At 55.2% G+C, this 20,108-nt stretch carries 15 protein-coding genes and 2 pseudogenes; 8 read left to right on the forward strand and 9 right to left on the reverse strand.

Annotated features, from left to right (window positions below; genetic code table 11):
* Positions 1-481: 481 nt before the first annotated feature.
* On the reverse strand, positions 482-2,404 hold the full coding sequence (locus ATY02_RS35830; RefSeq protein ID WP_176719747.1) for a hypothetical protein: 1,923 nt from the start codon (positions 2,402-2,404) through the stop codon (positions 482-484).
* A 566-nt stretch (positions 2,405-2,970) separates the two neighbouring features.
* Between ATY02_RS35830 and ATY02_RS15625 the strand changes: the two genes are divergently transcribed.
* A complete protein-coding gene (locus ATY02_RS15625; protein ID WP_068579983.1) occupies positions 2,971-3,432 on the forward strand; it encodes an MbcA/ParS/Xre antitoxin family protein in 462 nt (153 codons plus the stop codon).
* 209 nt (positions 3,433-3,641) lie between these two features.
* Here ATY02_RS15625 and ATY02_RS15630 read toward each other — a convergent pair whose 3' ends face one another.
* Positions 3,642-3,941: a helix-turn-helix domain-containing protein gene (locus ATY02_RS15630; RefSeq protein ID WP_068579981.1), complete on the reverse strand. Its 300-nt coding sequence runs from the start codon at positions 3,939-3,941 to the stop codon at positions 3,642-3,644.
* Positions 3,942-4,026: 85 nt separating this feature from the next.
* Between ATY02_RS15630 and ATY02_RS15635 the strand changes: the two genes are divergently transcribed.
* From ATY02_RS15635 to ATY02_RS15660, 6 genes and pseudogenes are all read left to right on the forward strand, one after another.
* Complete coding sequence (locus ATY02_RS15635; protein ID WP_068579979.1) at positions 4,027-4,509, forward strand: hypothetical protein; 483 nt, start codon at positions 4,027-4,029, stop codon at positions 4,507-4,509.
* Between the two features lie 908 nt (positions 4,510-5,417).
* Positions 5,418-5,606: pseudogene (locus ATY02_RS15640) on the forward strand (IS3 family transposase); the annotation flags it as partial.
* A gap of 197 nt (positions 5,607-5,803) precedes the next feature.
* Positions 5,804-6,367 (forward strand): PIN domain-containing protein, encoded by a 564-nt coding sequence (locus ATY02_RS15645; protein ID WP_164823669.1) that lies wholly within the window; start codon positions 5,804-5,806, stop codon positions 6,365-6,367.
* A 103-nt stretch (positions 6,368-6,470) separates the two neighbouring features.
* Complete coding sequence (gene istA, locus ATY02_RS15650) at positions 6,471-7,970, forward strand: IS21-like element ISPpu27 family transposase (RefSeq protein WP_115284415.1); 1,500 nt, start codon at positions 6,471-6,473, stop codon at positions 7,968-7,970.
* On the forward strand, positions 7,963-8,766 hold the full coding sequence (istB, locus tag ATY02_RS15655) for an IS21-like element helper ATPase IstB (RefSeq protein WP_020300922.1): 804 nt from the start codon (positions 7,963-7,965) through the stop codon (positions 8,764-8,766). Before istA ends, istB begins: the two co-directional genes overlap by 8 nt.
* The gene (locus ATY02_RS15660; protein WP_228022290.1) at positions 8,763-9,887 is read left to right on the forward strand and encodes an AraC family transcriptional regulator; all 1,125 of its coding nucleotides are present in this window, start codon (positions 8,763-8,765) and stop codon (positions 9,885-9,887) included. Before istB ends, ATY02_RS15660 begins: the two co-directional genes overlap by 4 nt.
* A 172-nt stretch (positions 9,888-10,059) precedes the next feature.
* Here the strand turns inward: ATY02_RS15660 and ATY02_RS15665 are convergent, their stop codons facing one another.
* The 3 genes from ATY02_RS15665 to ATY02_RS15675 form a co-directional block, all read right to left on the reverse strand.
* Positions 10,060-10,722 (reverse strand): hypothetical protein, encoded by a 663-nt coding sequence (locus tag ATY02_RS15665; RefSeq protein ID WP_416220662.1) that lies wholly within the window; start codon positions 10,720-10,722, stop codon positions 10,060-10,062.
* A 96-nt stretch (positions 10,723-10,818) separates the two neighbouring features.
* On the reverse strand, positions 10,819-12,189 hold the full coding sequence (locus ATY02_RS15670; protein WP_068586283.1) for an NAD(P)/FAD-dependent oxidoreductase: 1,371 nt from the start codon (positions 12,187-12,189) through the stop codon (positions 10,819-10,821).
* Positions 12,190-12,363: 174 nt separating this feature from the next.
* Positions 12,364-13,251, reverse strand: a complete 888-nt coding sequence (locus tag ATY02_RS15675) for a phytanoyl-CoA dioxygenase family protein (RefSeq protein WP_068586281.1) — start codon at positions 13,249-13,251, stop codon at positions 12,364-12,366.
* Between the two features lie 595 nt (positions 13,252-13,846).
* Between ATY02_RS15675 and ATY02_RS15680 the strand changes: the two genes are divergently transcribed.
* The gene (locus tag ATY02_RS15680) at positions 13,847-14,479 is read left to right on the forward strand and encodes a TetR/AcrR family transcriptional regulator (protein WP_083236042.1); all 633 of its coding nucleotides are present in this window, start codon (positions 13,847-13,849) and stop codon (positions 14,477-14,479) included.
* A gap of 251 nt (positions 14,480-14,730) precedes the next feature.
* Here the strand turns inward: ATY02_RS15680 and ATY02_RS15685 are convergent, their stop codons facing one another.
* The 4 genes and pseudogenes from ATY02_RS15685 to ATY02_RS15700 form a co-directional block, all read right to left on the reverse strand.
* Positions 14,731-15,606, reverse strand: coding sequence for an alpha/beta fold hydrolase (locus tag ATY02_RS15685; protein WP_068586275.1), 876 nt, complete (start codon positions 15,604-15,606; stop codon positions 14,731-14,733).
* The gene (locus tag ATY02_RS15690; RefSeq protein WP_068586273.1) at positions 15,603-17,129 is read right to left on the reverse strand and encodes a flavin-containing monooxygenase; all 1,527 of its coding nucleotides are present in this window, start codon (positions 17,127-17,129) and stop codon (positions 15,603-15,605) included. The genes ATY02_RS15685 and ATY02_RS15690 overlap by 4 nt, the downstream gene beginning before the upstream one ends.
* Positions 17,130-17,517: 388 nt before the next feature.
* A complete protein-coding gene (locus ATY02_RS15695; RefSeq protein ID WP_164823670.1) occupies positions 17,518-18,039 on the reverse strand; it encodes a transcriptional regulator in 522 nt (173 codons plus the stop codon).
* A gap of 40 nt (positions 18,040-18,079) precedes the next feature.
* Positions 18,080-20,101, reverse strand: a pseudogene (locus ATY02_RS15700) (MlaD family protein); the annotation flags it as partial.
* Positions 20,102-20,108 lie beyond the last annotated feature (7 nt).

A 20,108-nucleotide genomic window follows, 5' to 3' on the forward strand; every position in this document is an offset into this window, starting at 1 on the left:
AAACATACAAATTACCTGTGGATTTATTATCATTACGTAAAATTTGTGTTGCTGGTTTAGACGGGTGGCTGCTGTTGCGTTAGATTTAATTCGAAGACGCAACAAAGACAGCGTGCGAGGAAAAATTGATCACTGCACGCAAATGTCTATCGTTGTGTGACGATTTAACGGAAGTTTGGAGGGTCTTGAGAGGCCCTTGGAAAATCAATGCCTCTGACACAACTACAGTAACACCGACCAGAGCATTGCATGCAGGTAATCAAAGATGTTTGAAAGAAGCTAGCGTGTCGGTTACGTTAGTAATTAAAGCGGCAGCTTAAATTTTATGATATCTAAGGGGTAGCGGCAAAAATCAAAAGGATTTGTGCCGAGTTTCCTCGGCACAGCCTGATTGCAGGTAGAGCTAGTTAAGATATAAAGCAGGGGCGTGAGAATAATTCATCTACTTTTAAATCTCTCAGGCATGCTCTCGTTGGTACTTTTAAATTGCGGCCAGCCTCATGACTTCTGGACTTTCGCTGATAAGCCTTTGCAGTTTCGCGGTTACTGTGCAATTTAATTTTGATGATGATGGTAGCTTTCCACAGATAACAGCTATGATGTATTCCGACAACATATTGCCCTGATCAAGATCGCCCATATCCTTGAGCAATACTTCAAGTGTTTTTTCTTTTTCTACTACTCCGAATTCGATGGCCGCAGTGTTTCTGATTAACGCAGATCTGATTAGTCCTTCTGAGTAACTTGTGAAGTTGGTCGATGCCAATACCTGAGTGTGTGGGAAGCCAGGCGCTAATCGGGCTTTGTCGTCTTGAATTGTCCTCAGCTGCTGTAACGCAGAGGCGACAGCCAAAATTACGCCGCAGATCTCTGTGTCTGTAGGTGCAAGCACTGACTCTGCTCCCAGCTTTACTGTTTCGTCGGTTGCATCAATATGAAAAATGGCATTAATGCCTTTAATCCCATCACTCAAGTTTGAAAGCTTTGATATGCGACGAAAGAAATTCCCTGAGTTCTTGAGTGCCGGCCGAAGGGAGCCTTTGATAGCGGCTAGTTCAAGACACCATGGGCACTCTTTAGGCCCTACATCTGGCAGAACAAGGCATTCAATGTAGTCAAATTGCCTGTGGACGTGAGGATCATTGTAAGCCAGGCTATTTCGGAGTTGATTATGAGTTTTCCATGATGATGTGGGCCTGAAAAGCCCAACCAAGAAAGTTATATCTTTAATTGCAGAGCTAAGCCTTGGGTCTTGCCTACAGAGATTATTGAATTTTGTGAATGCAGTGCCATTAATTGTGACCGAGTCATAAATTACTACTTTGTCTGCCTTGTGAATGGCCTCCAAAGTAGCTTCTTCAAGCATGCTTTCTGGTTTTTGGGTATATCTGCACTGGACTCCAATAGAAGCGGCTGCTAGCTTAATTGCGGGGTCATCTACTAGCGTGAGGATGACTGACTGAAGAGTGAGCTTTTGCGAAAGCCTTTCTTGAAGGCTTTCTTTAAAGTATGTGGTTTTAGAGATTTGATTGTAGTCTAAGAAGTAAGCGTAGTGCTTATTTCCTTTTGATGTGTCACCTTTATGAAAGGTTACTATATCATCTAAATGTGCATGGTATTTTCTAAAGAAGTCGTAACCCATGCGCGCTATTTTCGGTGGTAAGCTGATTCCCGAGTCCTTTGGGTCTTTTACATAATAAGCGCTCGGATGAATTTCAATAGCTTTGCTGCCGTCCTTACAGAATTCACAGTCTTCAAAATTATAGTTTACGATGTTGTAGTCAGCCACGCAGAGGCTGTACGTCTGCTCCGAGAAGGAGTACACCGAAATTGTCGACAGTGTTTTTGAGGAGTAGGCCTCATTGAATATTTCTTGAAATTTATCAACAAGACTACCGCTACTGACAACGCTAACTAGAAGAAGTGGGTTTTTAGCTGACTTGAGAGCTGGTGTTGGTGCGCAAACCACGCTTTTACAATCTACCATTTTTTTGGCTGGGTGCGCAGGTAGAGCATCAAACATTGTCTCCTTGCCGAGAATTTGCAATGCCCGAAGGGGAATTGCGGCAATAGACCAAGAGTCGATGAATATATAGTCAGCATGATCAATACCCAGCGAGTCAAACAGCTTCTCCAGACGCTCCAGGCGCATGCTCAGCAGCCAAAGCATGTCAGGATCGGCATGACTTTTCACCAGGCGCTGAACACAACTTTTGACGAAAGCGTAGGCCACACGCCAGTTGGGATGGTAGTTGGCGGCAGTCTGGGCACCATGATTTCTGGCCGTGATGAAAAACGTCTCAAGACATGCTTCAAGCTCATCGAATTTGAGCTCCGCAATCAAGCAATCAAGGCAGTCAGCCTGGTACAGCCGTCTGGCCGACTGGTACAGCTGTTCGATCACGGACAATTGGTTTCGTAGTGTGGACGGCGCCAAGCTCGCACCGTCCAGTGCAGACCAGACTGTCGACCAATAGCGCGGTCGTCCACGGTCATCGGTCAACAACCAACCAACGAGTCCGGAGGGCACGGAAATGTCTTTCAAATGAACAACAGGCATAAGCGCAACAGCTGAAGCTGCTCCTTATGGTAGGAAGCATTGCAGTTGAGCCTAGGTAATTTCCTGTGTAACGCAACACACACGAACATGCTCGTCTTTCGCATAATGTATATTATGTTAAATTATGTACTATGCCAGATATGTTCATGAGCCTTCTAAGGCACTTTGGAGATGTTTGATAACCTGGCTTCTGCGGCCTACCTCGCGACTTCGGAATTTCGGAACTTTTCCTATGAGACTCGCAAGCAATTGGAGTTTTTTAGCGGAAGTTTAGAACAGTCTCGCCCGAAAATGCTCAATTTCGAAATTCCCTCTCCACGCAGCCAGCCTTCAGCATCCGATCCTTGCGCTTTTAATCCAACTACAATGGACCTACACCCATTCCATCACTAACGTGACAAGTGAACCCTATGGTTTTTCCTCGTGCCAAGATGCCCATTTCACCTCGCGAATTTCGGAACCCAACGGATTGCCTGACTCAGATCAAAACTGAGGATTTGAGCCAGCTCAACATTTTCTTGTTGGTAAAAAATGGTTTCGCGCTGCAAGACGTACGTGCCATGGTCTCCATTTCCAAGCTCTACGCGTCGTCAAAGGTTATTGATCGAATTTTGGGCAAGTCGAAGCCACAAAAGACTGATGACGGCACGTTAAGACTCAACGCTTCACAGAGCGCAATAGCCTTTCAATTCGCCAAGGTTCTTGAGCAGGCTGCCAAGGTTTTCGGCAGTCTGCCGCTTGCCGAAGAATGGCTTCAGAAACCCTGCAGGCACTTGGCAGGTCTAGCTCCTCTCACCCTGGTGGATAACCCACTTGGATTTAGAGCAATTGAAGACTACCTAGGACGAGTCGAACTGGGGGTCTACCAATAGTCCTTTTCTTGCTCCACAGGCTTCAATCGGCTGGTGTGGCCGAACCTAACGGGGAACAGGCAAGGCTCGTCAACAGTGTATTCCGGCACACAAGATCTGGCGGTAGCCAACGATGTACTCCTGCCCTGCCCCTTTTCTGCTCACGCCGAACCTTCAAAGACCTCCATGCCAAGCGATAGCATGGCTCACACATCCCAGGCGCTAGCGCATCATGGAGAGAGGTTCTGGAAAGAGCTCATCTCGGCTAATTCATGTTTGATTTTCTGAAAAAGATCCTCAACGTCCAGGTCGGCGTCCCGCGCGACGTATGTGGCTACGAGGATGGTGAGCGGGTGCACGTCAAGCGTGCCTGCTAGCTGATTGATTTTCTCCAGCGTAGGGCTTTTCAGGCCTCGTTCCAGCGAGCTGAGATACGTGCGGCTGCTCACGGTAGAGAAATCCTCTTGTGTGAGATTTCTACTGTTTCGGACCTTTTTGAGCGCAAGGCCGAACGCGATACTGAGTTCCAAATTTACGTTCCCACAAAGGGAACGATGAAGCGCTATCGAATCCTATAGGGCTACAATCTATAGTGTTCATTTTCGAGGGCGGGCCATGTTTACGACTTACCCAAGGGCAGAGATCACCTTTGACACGCCCGACTACAAAAAAACGCACGCTGAGCAGAGGGTTTGGAGCTTCGTCGAGCAAGAGCTACTACTTCCCTGGATCTACCTTCAGGTCACCCGAAGGTCTGGCCAGGAGGACTATGTCAGCATGCTGATGATCTACCACGCCCATGAGCTGAAGGAGTTCATCGACGCACAGTCAATCCGTATGCGGGTCGAACAGGTTCACCTCGTTACACCTCCTCAGGTAAATGGCCACCCTACATGGCTCATGGAACCGCTTATGATGGCGGGAATCGTGACTGACCCACGAGATGGCTCGCATTTCATTGTCTATCAGGTCGAAGGCGGGATGAGATATTCCCTCAGGGACGATGCTGACGTGCACCTGGAGCCTTTTGAAATTCTGTTTTCCGATGAGCGCGACCTGAAAAATTATGATCCTCTGACTAGACGATCCGTCGGCTGACATTCTGCCGGGTAACCGCTGCTCGCATGTCGATAGCCTGATCATGCGCCGACGCAGCGCTTGATATCGTGTATTATCAATGTGCTTGCTCCGAGACTTGTTGGCAATCTGCCTCCCCTTGGAGACATTTGATAGCCCGCCTTTTAAGGCGGGCTTTATTTTTCAACCGCTGTGCAGGCGCTAAGGCTTGGCGCGAGCTCATACAATCGGAGCTTGCATTCGGCCCACATTACTCAGCAAATTAATCAGTGACCGCAACGTCAGTGCCCAATCAAGCACCCTTTTTGTCGCGTCAGGTCAGAAGCCGGGCCCTAGGTGGCTACTTGAAGTACATAAGCAGCGTTCACAACCTTCACTTTGGGCTGTTCCCCGGTCTTGATGAATTCTCTCTGAGCGAACGTATCGATAGTGCTATGAGGTCAGTACTGGCAACCGCTACGCAGTTGCCGGCTCAGGAGTTTTGGAGAATGCCATCCTGCAACACGTGATCTTTGATGCAGCTATCGACCTGTAAACGGCGGACGCCGAGGAGGTCCTGTGCGCCCTGCCTGCGCCGCCGAAGTAACTCGGGCTGTATCGATCTCTCCGCCCTGCCCCGTCAGGACGTTGAGCATCAAGCCAAGCATCAACTGGTTGAAATGGCCAGCTGCGCTGCCACAGCCGATTTGCTTAGCCTTCTGCCCGTATCACGGCCAAGATCTTCTCCAAAACAGCCGAACGTTCATATGGGGCTGCGCAGTCCAGTAGTTGAACTGTTTGAGTCGTCCCTGCTCTTCTGTAGAACCTCCAACTTCAACGAAGGCTGCTAAATTTGCGACCGGAACAGCCGGGTATGGTTGACCGCTTTCGGCCAGGAGCTGACCTTTGAGGTGCCTATAAAATCAGCAGCGATTCAAATACTTTTGCGGAGCTTCCTCCAGTTGCTCAAGTGAGAGCGGATCAAGCGTAGGATTTACGGTAATCGGGATGAGGCGCGTGACGAGGTGTTCGATTACATCGAGATGTTTTACAACCCCACACAGCGACATGGTTTCACCGAGAAGCTTTTACCGGTAGAGTTTGATCGATGTTATTTTCTGAAGCAGGACGGTCTCTAAAAATCCGGGGCTATTCAGCTGGGCGGTACGCGAAGGTTCAAAACCCTCGATGCTGTTGCTGCTTTGGTTGATTCGCTCCGGGCGGGCGAATTCCCAGTGAGTCTAAAATAGCTGCTTGCAAGCCCCTGTACATCCCATATGCAACGCTACTGACTCAGTCAGCAACGGTTTCCACCCTCTACCAGGCCGTCATTAACATGGAAGTTTTCCACCTCGTCATCGATACGAGCATGCTGCGCCGGATACATTTTAAGCATGCAGACTTCCAACGGCTCTTGCTGCCGTCCCAGATGGGCAAACTCAAGATTTACATTCCATATATTGCGCTCGAAGAAGAGCGGACTGCCTTGCTCAAAAAGCACATGCAGACTGTCGAAGACATGAAGGCGCAGCTCGATAAGCTGGGGCGGGGCATACAAGGCATGCTGGTGGAGGGGCTACCAGATCCACATCTGGAGCTATGGAGTGAAGAGGACGTCGAGCGGAACTCAAAGGATATCTTTGGGAAGTTCATTGCAGCCAACAAGATTGAGGTGATTGATATCTCTCTGGAGCATGCCGCCAAGGCGTGGAACAGATACTTCCAGGTGAAGCCGCCATTCAACCCAAGAGAGCAGCGTGAGGCGCGGCGCAAAGACATTCCCGACTCATGGATTTTGGAGGCTGGGATCGAGATCAAGCCTAGGAAGGGTAGGCACTGTGCCCTAGTCGGAGACACTAAACTTGCTGCTGCGTTTGAGGCAGAAGGCTGTTGCCGCTGACCGAAAACTGACCCAGTAAAGGCTGTTCTGCCGACTGAAAACTGACCCAGGTGTTCAACTGCTTCTGCTCACTTTTCGAGCAGGAGAACACAGGGTGATCAGCATGGAAATGTTGGGAAAAATCCGGCGGATGTACTTCCGCGACAAGCTCTCGCTGCATCAGATAGCCAAGCGTACCGGACTGTCGAGAAACACCATTCGAAAATGGGTCAGAGCACCCGAAGCCACCCAGCCGGCGTACCAACGGTGCGCAACCTTCAACAAACTCAGTCCATTTCACGAGACGCTGGAGCAGGCGCTCAAGGCCGATTCGTTTCGGGCAAAGCACAACCGCAGGAGTGCCAAAGCACTCTTCGAACAGATCAAGGCCGAGGGGTACGACGGCGGCTACAGCCAACTCACCGCCTTTATACGCTCGTGGCGCGGCGAGCAAGGCAAGTCTTTACGAGCCTTTGTGCCGCTGACCTTTGCACTCGGGGAGGCCTTTCAATTCGACTGGAGCGAAGAAGGTCTGCTGATCGGCGGCCTGTTCCGACGCATCCAGGTCTCCCATATGAAGCTGTGCGCCAGTCGCGCATTTTGGTTGGTTGCGTATCCCAGCCAAGGCCACGAGATGTTGTTCGATGCCCATACCCGCTCGTTTGGCGCGTTAGGTGGGGTGCCGCGTCGCGGCATCTACGACAACATGAAGACCGCTGTCGACAAGGTCAACAAGGGTAAGGGCCGCACGGTCAATGCTCGGTTTGCCGTGATGTGTGCGCACTACCTGTTCGACCCGGACTTCTGCAACGTCGCTTCCGGCTGGGAAAAAGGCATCGTTGAAAAGAACGTCCAAGACAGCCGACGGCGCATCTGGCTCGATGCTCAAAACTGCATGTTCCACACCTTCGAGGAATTGAATGCCTGGCTCGGCCAACGCTGCCGTGCGCTCTGGGGCGAACTGCTGCACCCGCAGTACAACGGGCTGACCGTGGCGGACGTCCTGGAGCTGGAACGCGCTGAATTGATGCCGATGCCGACTGCCTTTGATGGCTACGTCGAGCGCACCGTACGGGTCTCCAGCACCTGCCTGATCAGCGTGGCGCGAAATCGCTATTCGGTGCCGTGTGAGCGGGTCGGCCAGTGGGTCAGCAGCCGTTTGTATCCTTCCCGGGTGGTGGTCATCGCCGATGAAACGACGATTGCCAGCCACGAGCGTCTGTTTGATCGAGATCAGGTCAGTTTTGACTGGCAGCATTACATCCCGCTTATCGAGCGCAAGCCTGGAGCGCTGCGCAATGGCGCTCCGTTTGCTGATCTGCCGAAGCCGTTGCAGCTGCTAAAACGCGGTCTGAGGCGTCACGCCAATGGTGATCGAGTCATGACGCAGGTACTGGCGGCTGTTCCCATCGCCGGGCTCGACGCCATATTGGTGGCTGTGGAGTTGGTACTTGAATCAGGCAGCTTGAGTGCTGAGCACATCCTGAATGTCCTGGCTCGACTGACATCGACAGCAGCCCCTCCGTCCGCCGAAACCAGCCTTCAACTCAAGATAGCGCCTGTCGCCAATACGGCACGCTACGACCGGCTCCGTACCACCGATGAGGAGACTCGCAATGCGTGATCTTATGGCGGAACTCAAAGAACTGCGTCTGCATGGCATGGCCAGCGCCTGGGAAGAACTAGCCTCGCAAGGAGAAGCTTCGACGGCATCCTCGAAATGGCTACTTGAGCATCTTCTCCAACAAGAACATGCGGATCGAGCGGTGCGCTCAGTGAACCACCAGATGAACATGGCCAAACTCCCCATGCATCGTGATTTGGCCGGCTTCGACTTCAGCGCTTCCAGCGCAGATGCCCGCCTGATCAGGGATCTGTCCAACCTGGAGTTCACCGATACCGCGCAGAATGTCGTGTTCATCGGCGGGCCTGGAACAGGCAAAACACACCTCGCCACCGCCTTGGCTGTGTCCGGGATCACGACGCATCACAAACGCGTGCGCTTCTACTCCACGGTGGATCTGGTCAATCTGCTGGAACGCGAAAAGTACGACGGCAAGACGGGCCGCATCGCTCAAGGGCTGCTACGAACAGACCTGGTGATACTCGATGAACTGGGGTATTTGCCCTTCAGCCAGAGCGGTGGTGCCCTGTTATTTCACCTGCTGTCCAAGCTGTACGAGCACACCAGCGTGGTGATCACCACCAACCTCAGCTTCTCGGAATGGTCGAGCGTGTTTGGTGACGCCAAGATGACAACGGCGTTGCTGGATCGGCTGACACACCACTGCCACATCGTCGAAACGGGCAACGAGTCCTACCGCCTGCAACACAGCAGCTTGGTCGCCCAGACGAAGATCATGTCACGTGAACGAAAGCGCAAAGACAATGATGGTGCCGAGGACGATGAGCTGTTTTGATCCGCACCAAAAATACCCTGCCGCATGCCCACATGCGGTGGGGGCTTAATGCCTCTTCCACCGGGACACGACTGCTAAGCTTATCCACAATTGCTGATGCCAAAATCAGCAATCCGCCCTGGGTCAATTTTCAATCGGCAGGGTGGGTCAGTTTTCAATCAGCGCCGACAGCCTTACCGCAGGAGTGCTTGCGCAAGCCGGAAATGCTCCTGCCCTACCGCAGATTCTGCAACTTGCTGAACCTGTGCGCGACGCAGTCCGGCAATCCTTTGTTTGGCCTGCAACTCGGGCTTTATCAAGGTGTCGGGGTGTTCGGTGATCTGTTCTACCTGATACGCAACACCAAGACCCTGGGGGAAGCCCTGGCCGAGTTGCGGACGGGCTACTCGCTGTATTTCAACGATGCGGACATTGAACTGGATATTGAAGGTGAACGTGCGATCCTCAGCTACAAATTGAAAGAGCGCGACCTGCCCGGAGTGCAGCAGGTCGAGGAGTCCGCCTGTGGGGTCGCGTTGCAGTTGCTGCGAACCCTTGCCGGCAGCGATTGGCAAGCCAGGACCGTGCGCTTTCGCCATGCCCCGCTGCTGGATGAGTCGGTCTATCTGCAAGGGCTGGGTCTGCAACCCAGGTTCGGTGAAGCCTGTACCGCCCTGGAGTTCGACTCATCTGACCTTGCATTGGCCCTGAGCTCCAAGAATGAAACGCTGCATGGTCTGATTACCAGGCACATAAGCAAGGTCGAACGACTGTCGGCAGAAGAGTTATCCGCCTACATCCAGCAACTGCTGCGTTACCTGTTACCTTGCGGACGTGCAACAACAGAGAAAATAGCCAGCTGCCTGGCGGTTCATCCGCGCACCTTGCAGCATTGGCTCGCCCAGAAAGACACAACTTTCCAGCGGTTGCTCGATGAAACTCGCCAGGAACTGGCCGGCCAATACCTGCTGGACCCGTCCATCAGCATGGCCCAGATGTCGGGGCTGCTTGGCTACTCGAACCCCAGTGCCTTCAACCGTGCATTCATTCGCTGGTTTGGCATGACCCCATCGCAGTGGCAAAAAAGGCATGGCGTGAAAAAGCAGCCACGCCTCTTGCGTAGCGGTCCGTTCAGGGGGTAATGGCAAGCGCCCCTACCCTGCACCGCCCCCCCCCCCCGGCAAAGCCGCCCCGTAGGGCGGAAAAGAGTACGCCCAGGCCTGGCGTACATTCAGAACATGCACCTGTACGGAAGGCCTGAACAACTATTGAACATCGGGCTCTTGCAATCTTGTTGCCAAACCAGGCACAACCTTATCTGGCATTGAGCAGCGACCGGGAAGCTGCACTCTTCGAGCGGTGCAAGGCGTCACAGGCGTAATACAACTGCACAATCAAGTACGACCAGGTGAGAAAGGCAAAGGTCATGAAAATCAGTTTTGTATCATCCCCGGGAATCGGGAAGAAATCATACCGGAGTGCCACGGTCAGCCCCGCCACCGCGCCCAGGACGCTGGCCAGAGCGTGAAAGACGGCTCTTGCACGCAGCAACTGCCAGATGAAGTAGCAAAGGTACAAGGTGTAGACGCACCACATAAGCACATAGAAGTAAGGGAGCCAGGCCTTGGTGAAATCGGACAGGTGGTAGACGGCTGTGGCAGCAAAGCCGGCGACAAACAGGATGATGTCCTTGGCGCGAGATGGCTTGTAGCCGTGGGTGACCGCCATCAGGCCAAGGGTGGCGATGATCGGCACGCCAACCCCTCGGGAAAAGGCGTCGAGAAACAACGCAATGTTGTAGTTAACCTGCCAGCCAGTGGCGATGTAGGTGGTGAAGTTTGACGCGGAGATGCCTACGATCAGGAACTCCAGGCCCAGCAGATAGTTGTTTTTCCTGATAAATCCTATTCCATAGCCCAACCCGGTAAGCACCAGGACAATGCATGAGACCAGTGCCAAAATATCTCTCAATTCCACGATAACTGCCTCTGAAAATGTTCTAGCGCCGATGCCTTGCGGCACCTCTATCAAGGGTGTGGCGACATCCCGCGGTTAAGGCAATCGTCCTTGCCTTCAACCATTGAAGGCGCGCTCTTTGCGCACCTTGTTGTCGGTCCGCTCATCAAACAGCTTGGCCGCTGCAAAAGCCGTTTTCATCGCACACCACTGCAAGGGCTCGGGCAGCGTCGAGGGTACTCGGTGCTCCAATACCGCCAGGCGCGAAGGGTCGTTGCCGGCAATTCGTGCGGCAAGAGTCGCCCCCATGAACGACTGAGTGGCAAGACCATGCCCCGAACAGCCCGCCGAATAGAAGATGTTCTGTTTGACCCCTGTAGTGCCAACAACCGGCAACGCGTCATAGGCAGCGCTGATGTATCCGCTCCAGCAATGCTGGATGCCAAGGTTCTGCAGCGACGGAAAGCGTTCGCGCAGAACGCGCACCAATGCGGCGTAGGCTTGGTTGTCCGGCACATTGGGCGTCTTGGAACCGTAGACATAGCCGAGCTGTTTAACGGTCAAGACCATGGTGTCGTGAGCGGTCAGACGGTGGCTCTCCATGGTGTAATGCGGGGTGATGAGCCCTTCTCGCCCCTTCCAGCCCAGGGACGCCAATTGTTCTGCCGATAGCCGCTGGGTCTCGATCGCCGAAACCCGGATCGGCACCACCTTGTTGCGCAACAACCCCAGTTGCGGGGTATAGGCGTTGGTTGCCAGAACCATGACCGGCGCCGTCACACTTCCATGGGCCGTCTTGCAGGTGATCGCCGAGCCTTCGCTATAGGAAAGCAGTGGCGTGCGCTCGTAGAGCTTCACCCCGGCGCTGAGTGCCGCACGGCGCAAGCCATTTATGTACTTGCCGGGGTTCAGGGTGCCGCCCCGTTGCGCGCTGCCGAACAGAAATGCGGGGGGGATGCCACGGGCACGCATTTCCACCGAGTCGACAAAACGCGTAACCGAACCCAGCTTGTGCCCCAGCTCCATGTTTTCCCGCAGGCGCTTTTCCTGGCTTGGGTGAACCGCGGCGCGGATGACCCCCGAGGGGGTGTAATCGCAGTGGATACCCAGTGCAATCAGGCGCCCTTCCACATAAGTGACGGCCTCGTCGTAGAAACTGACGAATTTTCTGGCCTTCTCCAGGCCTACGCGCTTGACGAAAAGATCGAACTCGATGCCCATGCTGCCCAGCAGGTATCCGGCGTTGCGCCCACTGGCACCGAACCCGGCGAATTCCTGCTCCAGGACTATGACTTTGGCCCCGAGCGCGTTGAGCTCAAGGGCTGTCGACAACCCGGCAAAACCGGCACCCACCACTATGACATCGGCCTGTTCATGGCCTTTGAGTTCCGCTTGCAGATCGGCAGGGCGCTCCAGCCATCCACCAATACTGCGAAACTTCAATGGCTCGGAACTGCTGTAGTGAGCCGCGTTATTCGAAGCATTCATCTGTTTCACTCCCGGGTGCACACAAGTCATTTTTATGCGTATTCGGACATCAGGTCGGACATGACAGCGCTAAATCAGCCTGTCGCGAAGTTTCATGCTGGCCGGCGGCGCCCTGGTCACAGCCCCGGCCACTCTTGCTGCCCCGGGCCTGTGCGCCAGGCCCGTTCGTTTTGCTTAGAAGCCTTTTCCGGCTTCGCAAAAAGACTCCATCTGCAGAAGCTCTTGCGGGTCCCGCATCTGACCATCGACTTCCACCCATCCCAGCAAGGTGCTGCTGGCACTCCAGCCCAGCAGGCGTTGCATTTCATTGGGAAGCTGGCGAACTCGCTCAATGGGTATGGACAGAAAATGGTTCTCTTCCAATCGCAGGAACGCCAGGTCATAGGCCATTGTCAGGCCGGTTCGAGGCCGCTCGGTGGTGTTGGCACCACCGCCGTGGTACACCGACCCCAGCCACAGCAGTGCAGAACCGGCTTTCATTTCTGCCGCAACGGTTTCCTCTTGAGTGGGCATTCGTTCGTCATCCCACTTGTGGCTTTCAGGGATGACACGGGTTGCCCCGTTCTCTTGGGTGAAATCGGAAATCGCCAGCATCAGTTGCAGGCGTGCCTCGCGGCCGTATTGCGGATGACGCCAGAGCGAAGTGGCATCATCGCGGTGCAGGGGTTGTAAGCCTTGCCCTGGACCGATCTGGATCGCCTGAGTAATGCTGAGTTGAATATCGGGCTCAATCTCGACACGGTTGCTTCCCACCCAGACATGGGTTGGGGTCTGCAGGATTTTCCTGGCTGATTCGAGAAATAGCGGGCTCAGTGCAACCTCTATAGCCGTATCGCTGCGGCCGATGATTCGCGCGACGCGTCGAGTCTGGGTGCCGGCAAAATATGGGTCTACACCGCTAGGCGTTACATTCAGGTAACTGTCGAGTTCTGCTTTGAGGGACAGCAGCGTTTGCTCTGAGACGAAGTCCGAGATAATCACGCCGCCATCACGCTTGATGTTTTCAACTACTAGCTCAACCGAGTCGCTACTACTTAGCGTCTTGAGTTGTCGTGTTTCCATTTTCATTTCCTGCCTATCTACTTCAGGTAAGAGAACATGGGAAATCTATGACTGTTCAGGGGCAGATATTCAGGGGTTCATCGAGTCAACTTCCCCGCCGTGCAGCGGGCCATCTTTTCTGAAATCAGGCAAATTGCTATGGCAGGCGATAGACTTGAGAAACACCACTCAATGGGTAATTCGGCGAGCAAGGAGCTAATCAGCTTTCTTGACTCACTCGCTGTTCTAAATAGTCGGCCCCTATACAGAACCCTGTTCGAAAGAGTACAGATCAAACGACATGATCAATTGATCATGTCGTTTGATTAAAAGCAAGTCGTATGCCACCTTAATAGAGCGGCATAAACCGCTGGGTTCGAATAGCCTGCACACCGAAGGCGAATGCAAACGATACCAACCTACCCACTTCGCCCTCGGTTTCGTTTCAGAGCAACGTGACAGTTCGGGTATTTACGAAACACTCGTTATGCACAGGCAGGGGAATCATCGACGCACATGCATTCATGGATTGCCGGGCATCCATGCGTTAGCATCCATCACCGCCGATATTGAACCGGGTTACTGTTGGCAACACCGAAAAAAGGAGACTGGATCCATGGCTAGAATGGGCGCAGAAGTGCGTAGACAAGACTTTATCGAAGCTACCGTGAAGGTAATTGCGCAGTACGGAGTAGCTAACGCAACCACTCGCCGTATCGCTGCCGAGGCAAAATCTCCACTGGCTTCATTGCACTACACCTTTCACACCAAGGACGAGCTGTTCTACGCGGTCTACGAATCCCTGATCAGCACGCCGCAACAGGCTGTGGCCCATGTAACGCCAGGCGCCACTGCCGAGAAGACGGTGGCAGAGCTACTGCGCCAGGTAGCCAACTGGTTCATCACCCACCCCGACCTGGCCATCGCGCAGTCCGAACTCTTTGCCTGGACGCTACGCAACAACCCGGCCATGGCGACCCGGATCTATTCTTATGCCGGTCTTGCAACGGAGCAGGCCATTGAACGGGTGATCGGCTCTCGACTGGATAAGGCGGCACTGACAAAGGTCAGTCGCTTGCTCATCAATCTGCTCGACGGCTTGCTGATCTCCTGGTCCGCCCACCGCAATATCGAGCGTTTGAACGCGGAAACCGATACGGCCTGCCATGCACTGGAACTGCTGGTGACCAGCATTGAAAGCACTCCCGAAACGGCCCCCTCCTCGGCGAAATCCAGTACAGATGCCTGACAGTTTTTTCCAACAAGGAAGTTGCGCTTCTTATCTGTTCCCTACCCGCTTGACAGCAGTATCGCGCTCTTCGTGAACGGTCACGCGATAGAATTTGGCGACTTGCAAGGCGAGAATAAAAATATTAAAAGGCGCTGCAATAACAGTATTGCGCTATAGTTTTCAGCAAAACAGGCAAGCCAGCTGCTGCATGGTTCAAGTATGTAAAAAGAGGGGCGCACAATAGTGCGCCCCTAAAAGAGACAGGGTTTTTACAGCATATGCCCTGCCAAGAGAGACAGTAATGTAGCAGTCAGTACTTGCGGAAAGTCATGCCCCATGCCAGGCAGCAGAACAAACTTTGAGTTGGGAATAGCCGCCGCAGTGGCAAAGCCACCACTGGGGGCAACCATCAGATCTTTATCCCCATGAATGACCAAGGTACTGCATTGAATTTGCACCAACTCCTTGGTGCGATCCCCTGAATTGATAATGGCTCCAACTTGCCTTGATGTTCCTAGGTGATTTAACTCACTCCCTCCCCGCTCCCATGCCTGGGCGGCATAACAACGCAAGCCTTCTTCGTTCCATTCAAGCCTGGAGCCTATGAGACGCATGATGTCGACATAGTCGCGCACACTTTCATTCTGGTTTCTGGGCGGCCGACGCAGAACCTGCAGAATCGCCTTGAACGACGGCTGCCCCACGCGCAGCGACCCAGTGGTGGAGAATATCGAGGTCAGGGTCCTGACCCGCTGCGGGTAACGCGCGGCGAGCGTCTGAGCAATCATGCCGCCCATGGACATCCCGACCAGATGCGCCGATTCCAGCCGCAGGCCATCCATCAGGCCGAGCACATCATCAGCCATGTCGCCTATGTCGTAGCCTGGGGTGGGCTTGCGAAAGAACTGCTGCAAGGTCGTGGGCGGCACCACACCAGTGAAGAACGACCTGCCCGAATCGCGATTGTCCAGGGTGATCACCCGCAAGCCCTTGTTCACCAGGCCATCGATGAGCGATTGCGGCCAATAGGTCAATTGCAACCCCAGGCCCACCACGAAGATCACCGCAGGGTCTGCCTCAGACCCATAACTGCGGTAACAGAGCTCACCCTTGCCCGCCAATGTGCAGTACTGATCCTGGCTCATCGGCCGCTGCTCACGGGCTGCAGCGCAACGCTGTTCTCCAGGCGGACGCTGGGCGCCGCGCTGAACTTGAGACAGTCTTCGGCCACCGTTCCGCGGCGCAACAACTTGACGTCGCGGAAGTAGTCCATCGACATGACCCAGGGTTCGCAGGGCCCCTGGCGCGGCATGCCATCCAGGGCGCGTTGCACGTACCCTGCACCGAAGTCCAGGAGCGGGCGAGTCTCAATGCCCTCGGGCGCCTGTGGTTCGCAGACGCCATGGTTCTGCTCGTCCATGAGGCCCAGCAGGCGACAGAAGTGATCGCACAGCAGGCACACTTTCAGGGTCCAGGAAGAGTTGGTATACCCCAACGCAAAGGCGAAATTCGGCACGCCGGAAAGCATCATGCCCTTGTAGGCGAGGGTCTGGCTGAGGGTCACCGGCTTGCCATCCTTGTACAGGGCAATGCCGCCGAAGAGCTGCACGTTGAGCCCGGTGGCCGTGATGATGATATCGGCCTTGAGTTCCTTTCCGGATTTGAGCTGCACACCCGTCTCGGTAAATCGCTGCACGTGATCGGTCACCACGTTGGCTTTGCCCGAGCTGATCACCTTGAACAGATCCCCTTCGGGAACCGAGCACAGGCGTTGATCCCAGGGGTTGTATGGCGGGTTGAAATGCACATCCACCGGATAGCCCTTGGGCAATTCCTTGCGGGTCAGCCAGATGAGCAACTTGCGGGCAAGTTTCGGGAAACGCTGGCAGAAGGCCCAGAAGCCCAGGGTGATCTTGGCATTCTTGTAGCGCGTCAATGAATAGGCGGCCTGCGCGGGCAGTACCTTGCGCAGGAAGGCGGCAATCGAATCACTGGCAGGCTGATTGATGATGTAGGACGGCGTGCGCTGCAGCATGGTGATGCTGGCGACCTTGTCCGCCATGGCTGGAATCAGGGTCACCGCGGTTGCGCCACTGCCAATCACCACCACCCGTTTACCTGTGTAGTCCAGATCTTCCGGCCAGTGTTGCGGGTGGATGATCTGCCCCTTGAACTGCTCCGAACCTTCAAAGCGCGGGCTGAAGCCCTGGTCATAGCGATAGTAGCCGCCGGCGCTGAACAGCCAGCGGCAATGGACAGTGCGGATTTCGCCAAGCTTGCCGTCTTCGACTTGAACGGTCCACAAGCCTTTCTCGCTGTGCCAGTCTGCCGAAATCACCTTCTGCTGGTACTGGATAAAGGGTTCCAGGGCGTACTCGTCGACGGTCTCGCTGAGGTATTCGAGGATGTCCTTGGCGTCGGCCAGAGACTTGTCCTTGGTCCAGGGCTTGAAGTCGAATCCAAAGGTATAGAGGTCCGAATCAGAACGAATGCCAGGATAGCGAAACAAGTCCCACGTTCCTCCCGCTCGCTCACGGGATTCAAGAATCGCAAAGACCTTGCCAGGCTGGTGGCGCCGCAAATAGGCGGCCAGACCAATGCCCGATACACCAGCACCCATAATGAGAACATCCAGCGGCTCGGTCGGAAGAACTGCGCGAGAAGACATGTCGCCTCCTATTGTTGTGTTATAGAGACCTGATCAGGTGATTTGATCACTAGACCATGTTAAATCCGGCACTACCAGCCTAACAAGGTGCAAAATGCACCACGACCAAAGTGTTTTGAGTTGATTTGCACCTTGTCGCGATTGACCTGAGGCATGAATGCCTGGCGCGACGCAGCAACCCGCGGCCGCACTGCTCGACAGTTGCATCGGTGGGGAAATGAAATGGCTATTGACGCCACTGGCCGCTCGCCCAGCGAGCGTCATCGGCATTCGCCCCCGCTGCAGCAACCTGTTGCGGGTGCGCATCGAGGCACAAGGGGCAAGGTGTGTTTCGAGGAGAAGGCAGGCCGCGTGCCAGGCTGAACCCTTGACCCGCAGCCCTATCGACTTACAGCCGATTCAGAGCAGCCCCCACCAGGGGAATGCGCTTTCCGGTTTCCAGCATTTCCACCGCGTCCAGTTGCTCTTCAATCTGCAGAAAACGCATGGCGGTCACGGCCGACATCTTTTCAGAAACCTCATCAATATAACGGTTCAAAAGTATTTGCCGTTTTATCTGCAGTGCCTTGTACATCTTGATTATCTTAGAGGCATCCTCATTGGTGACCACTCCGGAGCCGTAGGCTCGCCCATACTCAAACAACAACTGGAACGTCTCTCTATTTAAACCATCCATTTCATTGCGATAGAGGGCATAGATTGGCCAGAAGGTTTCGGCCTGCTGACTATCGAGTCCCATGTTGGCTCCCACCACACGTTTGCGGTTGTAATTAATAGTCTCGATCTGGTTGTTGATTTTCTCCTTGTGCTCGCTCATCACCTGTTCCACTGAGGGTAGTGGTTCCTCGGCATGGGCGGCAAGGCCAAAGCCAGCGGCGAAAAGAGCAGCACACAACAGGCGCCTAGACATGGAGTAATTCCTCTTACATTGAGTTGAAAATAATGCGAGCTCACTGTGCGGGCTCCTTGAGCGAAATCTTCGGCGCCCATTGCAGCCACTGTTCGTCGACCGCATCGAACAAGGCGAAGGTCTGGCCCGGCTTGGCCGGTTCACCCATTTGCCCGTTGTTCGGGGTGGCGAACGCGATACCGCCAGCAACCATGGCTTCCAGGGACTCGGTGCGCACCGAAACGCCCTTGAACAAACCGGCCTCGATACCAACGCCGCTGGCATTCCAGAAACGCGTTCCGGTGTGCACCAGAGGCACATAACGCGGCTCGATAAGGATGCTGATCAGCACTCGGTCCGCCTGTTGCCCCAGGCTCATGTCGATGACCTTGCCCACCGGCATCTTGCGGTAGGTCACCGGGCTGCCGAGCTTGATCGAGCCCTTGTCCGCAGCACTCAGGGTCAATCGCAAGCCATTGCCGAGCCCGAGCAGGTTCGGGGCTTCTTCCAGGATCTGGAAGCGCGTCTGGCGGTCTCCCGGACGGCTCGCCGGCAAGGCCTCGATGTAGGGACCGCTGACCAGGGTGCCAAGATTTTCCGTGCGCAACAGCCCCAGTGCCGGCCGTACGACCCAGAAGCGCGTGCCGCTGCGGGCGAACTGCTCGCCGTTGGCCCCCAGGCGCGCCTTGAGCAACACCCCGGACAGGTCATTCTTCAAGCCGATGCCTTCGACCTTGCCGATCACCAACCCCTTGAACCGAATCGGCGTACCTTCGCGCAGGCCTTCGGCATCCTCGACACCCAGCTGGACCTCCACACCGCGGGCCATGGCGGCCTCCTCACTGTCGTAGAGGGCGAACCGGCGATCCTCGCCCGAGGACGACGCCTTGGGGTCCAGAGTGTCGAAGGCGATGCCGCCATTGATCAAGGTCTGCAGCGACTCGCTCTTGACCTTGACCCCGGTGAAGTCGCCGCTCAGGGTCACGCCACTGGCGTTCCAGAAGCGCGTGGAGCTGTTTACCAGGCGCGCGTACTCGGGCTCGACATGCACCCCGATCATCACTTGCTGGTTGTCCGCCGACAGCTGGTAGCTCTGCACGCTGCCGACACGGATCTGCCGGTAGAGCACCGGCGCCCCGACCTCCACCGAACCGCGCCGGTCACTGGTCAGCACCAGGTGCAGGCCCGGTACGTTCATGTCCATGGGCGGCGCCTTGGAGCGGGCGCTGAATTCCCGGCGCGGCGCCCCGCTCTTGGCAAAACGCACGGCGATGTAGTTGCCCTTGACCAGGGCATCCAGGCCAGTGATCCCGGCCAGCGAGATATTCGGTTTTACGGTCCAGAACTCGGTGCCCTCCAGCAGCAGGGCCTCGACCCGCGGGTCCATCGCCAGCTCGGCGGTGGCGCCACTGAAGTCCTGGTTCATGTCGACGGTCTTGACCAGGCCGACCTGCACGCCGTTGTACATGACCGGGGTGCGCCCGGGCTCGATTTCGCTCAGGTCCTTCATCTTCAGCTTCACCCGCAGGCCGACCTGGGCCGCGTCATAGTCCTCATACAGGCGAAACGGCTTGGTCGGATCGGTGGGTGGGCTGTCGCGATGGTTGTCCGCCGTGGCGAAGGAAATACCGCCCGCGGCCAGGGTCAGCAGCGACTCGCTGCGCACCTTGAAGCCCGACAGGCCACCGGAGATCGAGATGCCGCTGGCGTTCCAGAAGCGCGTGTGCTTGCGCACCAGGGCGGCGTAGGCCGGCTCGATATGCACCTTGATCTCGATGGTGCGCTGGTCCTCGCCGAGCTGGAAGCTTTTCACCTGGCCCACCAGGATCTGCTTGTAGAACACCGGGCTACCCTGCTCCAGGGAACCCAGGCGGTCGGCTTTGAGAGTGATGTGCAGTCCGGGCACCTTCTCGGACATCGGTGGCGGTTCAGCCAGGGCTGTATAGGAGCGCACGCCTTGATCGCCCTTGTCACCCTTGGCCGGATCCACCGCGATATAGACCCCGGAGACCAGGGTCTCCAGGCCCGTCACGCCCGCCAGAGACCCCCGTGGCTTGACCAACCAGAAATGGGTATCTTCATTGCCCGTG

It is taken from the genome of Pseudomonas sp. BIOMIG1BAC, from assembly GCF_001705995.2.
Classification (GTDB): Bacteria; Pseudomonadota; Gammaproteobacteria; order Pseudomonadales; family Pseudomonadaceae; genus Aquipseudomonas; species Aquipseudomonas sessilinigenes.